The organism is Mycobacterium sp. E2462, assembly GCF_001672685.1.
In the GTDB taxonomy this organism is placed as follows: Bacteria; Actinomycetota; Actinomycetes; order Mycobacteriales; family Mycobacteriaceae; genus Mycobacterium.
On record NZ_LZKC01000432.1, the window covers coordinates 1 to 6,158 of the forward strand.

At 68.0% G+C, this 6,158-nt stretch carries 7 protein-coding genes, 1 tRNA gene and 1 pseudogene; 2 read left to right on the forward strand and 7 right to left on the reverse strand.

The features are described from left to right. Positions 1-156: 156 nt before the first annotated feature. From A5714_RS21920 to A5714_RS21935, 4 genes are all read right to left on the reverse strand, one after another. The gene (locus A5714_RS21920) at positions 157-588 is read right to left on the reverse strand and encodes a nitroreductase family deazaflavin-dependent oxidoreductase (RefSeq protein WP_068069786.1); all 432 of its coding nucleotides are present in this window, start codon (positions 586-588) and stop codon (positions 157-159) included. 38 nt (positions 589-626) lie between these two features. Next, positions 627-1,031: a DUF3060 domain-containing protein gene (locus A5714_RS21925; RefSeq protein WP_082959906.1), complete on the reverse strand. Its 405-nt coding sequence runs from the start codon at positions 1,029-1,031 to the stop codon at positions 627-629. Between the two features lie 134 nt (positions 1,032-1,165). Then, complete coding sequence (locus tag A5714_RS21930) at positions 1,166-1,858, reverse strand: O-methyltransferase (protein ID WP_068288802.1); 693 nt, start codon at positions 1,856-1,858, stop codon at positions 1,166-1,168. A 127-nt stretch (positions 1,859-1,985) separates the two neighbouring features. Continuing rightward, positions 1,986-2,165: a DUF6131 family protein gene (locus A5714_RS21935; protein WP_068069790.1), complete on the reverse strand. Its 180-nt coding sequence runs from the start codon at positions 2,163-2,165 to the stop codon at positions 1,986-1,988. Positions 2,166-2,293: 128 nt separating this feature from the next. Between A5714_RS21935 and A5714_RS21940 the strand changes: the two genes are divergently transcribed. Continuing rightward, positions 2,294-2,956 carry a response regulator transcription factor gene (locus tag A5714_RS21940; RefSeq protein ID WP_068288807.1) on the forward strand — a complete coding sequence of 221 codons (663 nt, stop codon included), beginning with the start codon at positions 2,294-2,296 and terminating at the stop codon, positions 2,954-2,956. A gap of 37 nt (positions 2,957-2,993) precedes the next feature. Here the strand turns inward: A5714_RS21940 and A5714_RS21945 are convergent, their stop codons facing one another. Then, positions 2,994-4,268 (reverse strand): fatty acid desaturase, encoded by a 1,275-nt coding sequence (locus A5714_RS21945; protein WP_068288810.1) that lies wholly within the window; start codon positions 4,266-4,268, stop codon positions 2,994-2,996. A gap of 277 nt (positions 4,269-4,545) precedes the next feature. Continuing rightward, complete coding sequence (locus A5714_RS21950) at positions 4,546-5,565, reverse strand: YgcG family protein (RefSeq protein ID WP_068288813.1); 1,020 nt, start codon at positions 5,563-5,565, stop codon at positions 4,546-4,548. Between the two features lie 106 nt (positions 5,566-5,671). Between A5714_RS21950 and A5714_RS21955 the strand changes: the two genes are divergently transcribed. Next, positions 5,672-5,745, forward strand: a tRNA-Cys gene (locus A5714_RS21955). 4 nt (positions 5,746-5,749) lie between these two features. On the opposite strand, the pseudogene A5714_RS21960 reads toward A5714_RS21955, so the two are convergent. Then, positions 5,750-6,158, reverse strand: a pseudogene (locus A5714_RS21960) (NADH oxidase); the annotation flags it as partial.

Sequence of the window (6,158 nt, forward strand, 5' to 3'; positions counted from 1 at the left end):
GACCCCCGGCACCCCCACGAGCCCGAGAGCCAGTGCGCCGACCGCCGAGCGCCGCAACACCTGTCTCATCGCCGACCTCATCTCGTTGTCGTCCGATCTTCGGCGTCCCTCATTGTGCCCGGGTCGGCGACGCGACGTTGCGGAATCGGCGTCCGCTTAGTTCCAGACCAATTCGAACACCGGGATCACCCGGTCGGTGCGTTCCTGGTATTCGCCGAAGCCGGGAGCGCGTTCGACGACGACGCGATAGATGGAATCGCGCTCCTCGCGCGGCAATTCGCGCGCGGTGGCGGGTTTGGGCGGGTCAGCGCCGATCTCGACCGTGACGAGGGGGGTCGCGCGGATGTTGTGCACCCAGGCGGGACTCTTGTCCCGACCCGCCGCGGAACCGACGACGTAGATGCCGCCGTCAATCTCGAAGTAGGCGACGGGGTTGACCCGTTGCGCGCCGCTGCGCGCGCCCGTCGAAGTCAACAGCAGCAGCGGGAAACCTTCGAACTGTCCGCCGACTTTGCCGCCGTTTCGGCGGAACTCCTCGATGTTGCGCTCGTTGAATTCGCGTTCCGATGCCGGTGCGTCGTCACCCATGCCGCCATCGTGGCACGAGCGCGCGATCAGGGCCAGCGTCAGCCGCGGCCCGCTTGGATTTGAATGCCGCCGGGCCCGCGAATGTCGTTGGCTCCGCCGGGATTGCTGATGCGCGGCAGGGCGCCGCCGCCCGGCCCCTGCTCCCAGGTGACGTGGTTGCCCGTACCGGAGACGTTGATGACGGCCACCTTCGGCAGGTTCACGGTATTTGCGATTCCGGTGACGTCGACCTCGCCGCAGGACCCGGTCAGGGTGATCGTCGAATCCTGCCCGACGATCCTGATCGGCGATTGGGCCCCGCAGTCGTAGGTCACGGTCGCGACGCTGACGTCGATCTTCGCGGGTGCGAGATCGAGGGGAACGGGTGCGGCGGCGGCCGCGGGGCCCGAGGCGAGCGCGATCGACGCCAGCACCGCCATCATTGAATTCGGAGCACCCGCCATTCGCTGTCCCCTCTGTGGGTTTGTTCGACGCTAACCGCTGGGCGCCGCGCGCCCGCTCCGGGACTCCGCCCGTGCGCGCCCGAACACGGCGAACACTTCGAATCACCGGTGTAGCCAATGCCGGTGGGCGCGAATCAGGCGGTGCGCACCGACATCTCGTTACCGCGGCCCCGGTCGAAGGGCAGCGGGATGGTGCGGTAACCGTTCTCGGGATTGCGCACGTAGGCCAGGTACTCGCCCGACTCGTCGACGGCATTCTCCCCGATGACGAGGGCGCCCCGGTTCAGATGCGGCTCAAGGAGTTTGAGCACCGGCAGGTAAAGGCTGAACGCCCCGTCGAGCAATACCAGGTCGATGTCGTCGCCGACGTCCTCGCGGAGCGTTTCCAGGGCGTCTCCCACCCGAATGTCGACGAGGTCGTCCAGCCCTGCGGCGCCGAGGTTTTCCCGCGCCCGCCGCGCCTTGGCGGGCTCGAGTTCTGTTCCGATGAGTTCACCGCCACCACCGTCGCGCAAGGCCGCGGCGAGATAGATGGTGGAGATGCCGAACGACGTGCCGAACTCGACGATACGCCTGGCCTGCCGCGCCCGGGCGCAGATGTAGAGGAATTGGCCGAACTCGGCCGACACGCTCAGGAAATTGTCCGCGAAACCGTGGTAGAGCCCCTTGTAGTCGGCCGCCTCGCGCGCGAGCAGCTCCGCGATCGCGTTGTCACGGCCGTCGCCCAGCTCGGTGAACCGCGCCTCGAGGTCCCCGTCGGCGGCCCGGGCTTCGTCGAACAGCCGGGCTAAGACGTCGGAGATCGGTGCGGAAGTCAAGGTGTCCATGTCACTCCCAAAGTTAGGGTACCCTTACCTAACTCAGGGTAGAACAGAGCCACGGCCGGCACAAGGCCAAACTCAGGCGACCGCATCGGGCGCACGACGTCGTGTCGCCCGATGCGGGCCGGCTCCCTCAGTAGTAATGCCGGCGTCCCCCGACGGCGCGGCCGGCCGAACCCAGAATGGCCAGGACGACCCCCACGATCAACAGGATCACTCCGGCGACGACGAGCAGGTGGGCGAACGCGAAAGTCGGTACCAGACTGGGCAATACGAGGCCGAGGACGATGAGAACAATGCCGAGAATGATCATGGTGAGCCTTTCCGATCTGCTGAGATCTGCGGTCCGATGGCAGACCCGTCGCGCGTGTGCTTGACGTACTTAAGTCGACCACCCGAAAGGGGGTGGTAATACACCCCTAGGGAGGTAATCTCGCCCGCATGCCCCCAGCCCGCCCGATCACCGTGGCGCTCGTCGACGATTACGACGTGGTCGTGATGGGTGTCGCGAACATGCTCGACCGCTACCGCGACCGGGTGGTGGTCGCCGAGCTGGACTCGTCGATGCCCGTCGACGACGTCGTCGACATCGTCTTGTACGACTCGTTCGCCCAGCCCGAGTCGGATCAGGACGAAATCGCCGTTTTGGTCGCCAACCCACGCGCGCATCGAGTTGTGGTGTACACGTGGAACTTTCACCCTGACCTGATCGCGAGCGCTCAGCGGCACGGGGCGCACGGGTACCTATCGAAGACGTTGCCGGCGCGAGAATTGGTGGCCGCGTTGGAGGCCGTGCACGCCGGTGCGACGGTGATCAGCGACGCCCCCCTGCGGGCGCGCAGCGCCCCGGGCCTCGACTGGCCGGGGCGCGGCGAAGGGCTCAGCGATCGGGAGGCGGAGATCCTCGCCCTCATCACCCAAGGCAAGAGCAATGCCGACGTGGCGAGGCTGACGTATCTGAGCCCCAACACGGTCAAGTCGTATATCCGGACGATTTATCGAAAGATCGACGCGGGCAGCCGAACCCAAGCCGTCCTATGGGGCATCGAGCACGGGTTCGCCCCCGATCATCACAGGATCGAACACTGGCGCGGCGGCCCGTGAGCGGCGGGTCAGCGCGGCGCCGACTCGATCGGATGAGTTACGCGCGCACCCGGGTCGCGCCGCGGCGACGGCCGTTGGTGGCGCGCCAGTCGCGCACGGATGCGATGGCGGTCTTGAGCCCGCGGCGGCGTCCGGTCGCCCCGGTGGCCGCAACGTAGCCGGGCTCGAGCCGGTCGAACATCCGCTCGCTGCGGGTCTCAGGGGCGTCGTCGGCGGTGTCGCGCAGCCAGGAATTGGGCACCGACAACTTGGCGATGGTCCGCCAGGTTTTGCCGTACTGCACCGCGAAAGAGCCTGTGGTGTACGGCAAGTCGTACTTGTCGCACAACGCCCGCACCCGCACCGACACCTCGTGCAGCCGATTGCTGGGCAGGTCGGGGAACAAGTGGTGTTCGATCTGGTGACACAGATTGCCGCTGAGCAGCCGCAGCACGGGCCCGGCCTCGAAGTTGGCGCTGCCCAACATCTGTCGCAGGTACCAGTGCCCTTTCGACTCGCCGACCATATCGGTTTCGGTGAATTTCTCGGCGCCGTCGGGGAAGTGTCCGCAGAAGATCACCGCGTTGGCCCACACGTTGCGGATGACGTTGGCCGTCGCGTTCGCCTTCACCGCCGAGGTGTAGGTGGCTGCCGGCGAGAGCGCCGTGAGCGCGGGGAACGCCAGATAGTCCTTGACCACCTGCCGGCCCGCCTTGGTGACGAATTCGCGGGTGCGTTCGGCCGCGATGTCGCGCTCCGGCCCGTCGTCGACGAGCTTCTCCAAGTCGACGGTTTGCAGGCCAATCCCCCACTCGAATCCGAGCGCCAGGGCGGCGTTGTACAGCAGGTTGCCGACGTTGTAGGGCTGCCACGGCTGGTCGCGAGTGACCCGCAGGACGAAGTAACCCACGTCGTCGTCCATGCCGAGGATGTTCGTGTATTTGTGGTGCGCGACGTTGTGGGCGGCGACCCAGTGCTTCGACGCCGCGCTCATGTCCCACTCCCACGTGGTCGAGTGGATTTCCGGATCGTTCATCCAGTTCCACTGCCCGTGCATGACGTTGTGGCCGATCTCCATGTTCTCGAGGATCTTCGCCACACCGAGGGTCAGGGTTCCCGCCCACCACGCGGTTCGCTTGGAGCTGGCCGCCAAGGCCACCCGGCCCGCCAGTTCGAGGGCGCGCTGGGTGGCCACGACGCGACGGATGTAGCGCGCATCACGCTCCCCCAACGAATCCTCGACGTCTCGACGAATCGCGTCCAGCTCCGTGGCCAGGTTCTCGATGTCGGCGTCGGTCAAGTGGGCGAATGCCGGAATGTCCGTGATCGCCATGGTTCCCCCCGTGGATCTGCGTTGTCAGGCCTTGGTGCTGCTCCTGGCGGCACCGTCTCGCTGTGCGCGGCCACCCTGTCGGTTAACGACGCTCGTGATTGGTGCGTTCCTGATCGGCGCCATACTTACGCGTTTGGCATGTCCGCGCCGCAATGCGCTTGACAATCAAAGTCGTTCGTTGATTCGCGACGTTAATGCGACGATATGAGCGCCAGCTCACTACACGATATGCGCCAGCTTAGCGGTTGCGGCGACACCGCGACGGCGTGTCCCCCGGTCACCGCTTCGCGGAGGCGCTCCCACGACGCCGCGGCCGGTGCGCCGCCGCGACGTCGGCGTTGGCGAGCGTCTGCGCCTCGGCGGCGAGCGTCGACGCGCTGTTGGCGTGCGCGATCGCCGCGGCGCCGTCACCGACCGCCGCCTCCCGCGCCGCCGCCAAGAGCGTCGACGCGCTGTTGGCGTGCGCGATCGCCGCGGCGCCGTCACCGACCGCCGCCTCCCGCGCCGCCGCCAGTTCGCCGTTCGCCGCGTCGAGCCGGGCCCGCGCCTCGGCGCCGAGGGCGTCGTGATGCCGGGCGGCGTAGTCGGAGATCTGGCGCAGGCGGGTCTCGGCGGTCGACAGCGCCCGCGACAACGGGTCGCCGGCCGCGTGGGCGTCCGCGTGTCCCGCGCCGGGGCCGGCGCGCCGGCCGCGCGCACGCAGGACGACGACGAGCACCACGATGGCGAGCAGGATGGCGGCGGCACCGACGGCGATCGTCACCCAGGGCGGCTTGGGGGGCTGTTGCGGATTCCACGCGGGTTCCGGCGGGCTCGGCGGTGGCGCGGCCGCGGTTGCGGGTGTCGTCAACCCGTCGGCCGCGGCGACCGCGGCGCCGGCCCAGTCCCTGGCGCGTACCGCCGGCTCGATCTTGTTGTTACGCAGACTGTTCAGGTCGTCGGCTGAGATGCTCTGCGCCGACGCGGTGAACGTGTACAGCTTGGTGTTGGTGGCCACCGCGAGCAGCGCGTCCCGGTCACCGATGGCGCTGGTGCTGCGGGTCCGGTCGGCCCAGTTGTCGGGCCGGAACCGGGAGAAGTTGTCGACGTAGACCACCCACAATTGGGTGTGGCGGTCGCGGTAAAGCCGGTCGATGGCGGCGTTGACGGCCGCGCGGTCGGCGGGTGTGAGCACCCCGCTGCTGTCGGTGAGGTGGTCGGCGAGCTTTGTCGGTGGTTGCGCCCCGGCGGGAGGCGCCAGCAGCACCGCCACGGTGAGGATCGAAAGGACAGCGCCGAACCGGCGGCCAACCCACATACCCGGTAACTTAGCCGCCGGCGCCGGGCTTGTCGCCGAGGGAAAAGGATCGGGCCGAGGAAAACGCTGGGCGGTGACGGGCCGTCCTGGCAGGGTGACGGTTCGTGCGGGTGTGGCTGAGCGGCTAGGCAGCGGCCTGCAAAGCCGTATACACGGGTTCGAGTCCCGTCACTCGCTCCACAGGTCAGCCGCCGGCGTGCGGGGTGACCAGGAATTTTTCCCCGGTGGCGCGCCGGAGGTAGCCGTTGAACGCGTCGGGATGCAGCATGCCGGCCAGCGTGACCTCGCGGGTGTAGTTGCTCGCGAATGTGGTGGTGAGTTCCGCGGCGACGCGCCGGCGCAGCCGGCCGAGGGTTTCGGCACCCGCGGTCTGCAGGAACCAGGTGAGCAGCCACCCGCCGACGCCCCAAGCCATGCCGAAGTTTCTGTTGAGCACCGTGGGTCCGGTGTCGAGCGCTCCGTAGATGTAAACCTGTTTGTGGGTGCTCGACCCGTAGCGCGAGTACTCCGCCGCGGTCGCGCTGGCGGCCTCCTCCATGGCGTTGAGGATCTGGCTGGCCAGCGTTCCGCCGCCCGTGGCGTCGAAGGCGAGG

Bases quoted from the DNA above. Each gene is read 5' to 3' on its own strand.
- A5714_RS21920 (WP_068069786.1), bottom strand. From the start codon at position 588: ATGGGTGACGACGCACCGGCATCGGAACGCGAATTCAACGAGCGCAAC.
- A5714_RS21925 (WP_082959906.1), bottom strand. From the start codon at position 1,031: ATGGCGGGTGCTCCGAATTCAATGATGGCGGTGCTGGCGTCGATCGCG.
- A5714_RS21930 (WP_068288802.1), bottom strand. From the start codon at position 1,858: ATGGACACCTTGACTTCCGCACCGATCTCCGACGTCTTAGCCCGGCTG.
- A5714_RS21935 (WP_068069790.1), bottom strand. From the start codon at position 2,165: ATGATCATTCTCGGCATTGTTCTCATCGTCCTCGGCCTCGTATTGCCC.
- A5714_RS21940 (WP_068288807.1), top strand. From the start codon at position 2,294: ATGCCCCCAGCCCGCCCGATCACCGTGGCGCTCGTCGACGATTACGAC.
- A5714_RS21945 (WP_068288810.1), bottom strand. From the start codon at position 4,268: ATGGCGATCACGGACATTCCGGCATTCGCCCACTTGACCGACGCCGAC.
- A5714_RS21950 (WP_068288813.1), bottom strand. From the start codon at position 5,565: ATGTGGGTTGGCCGCCGGTTCGGCGCTGTCCTTTCGATCCTCACCGTG.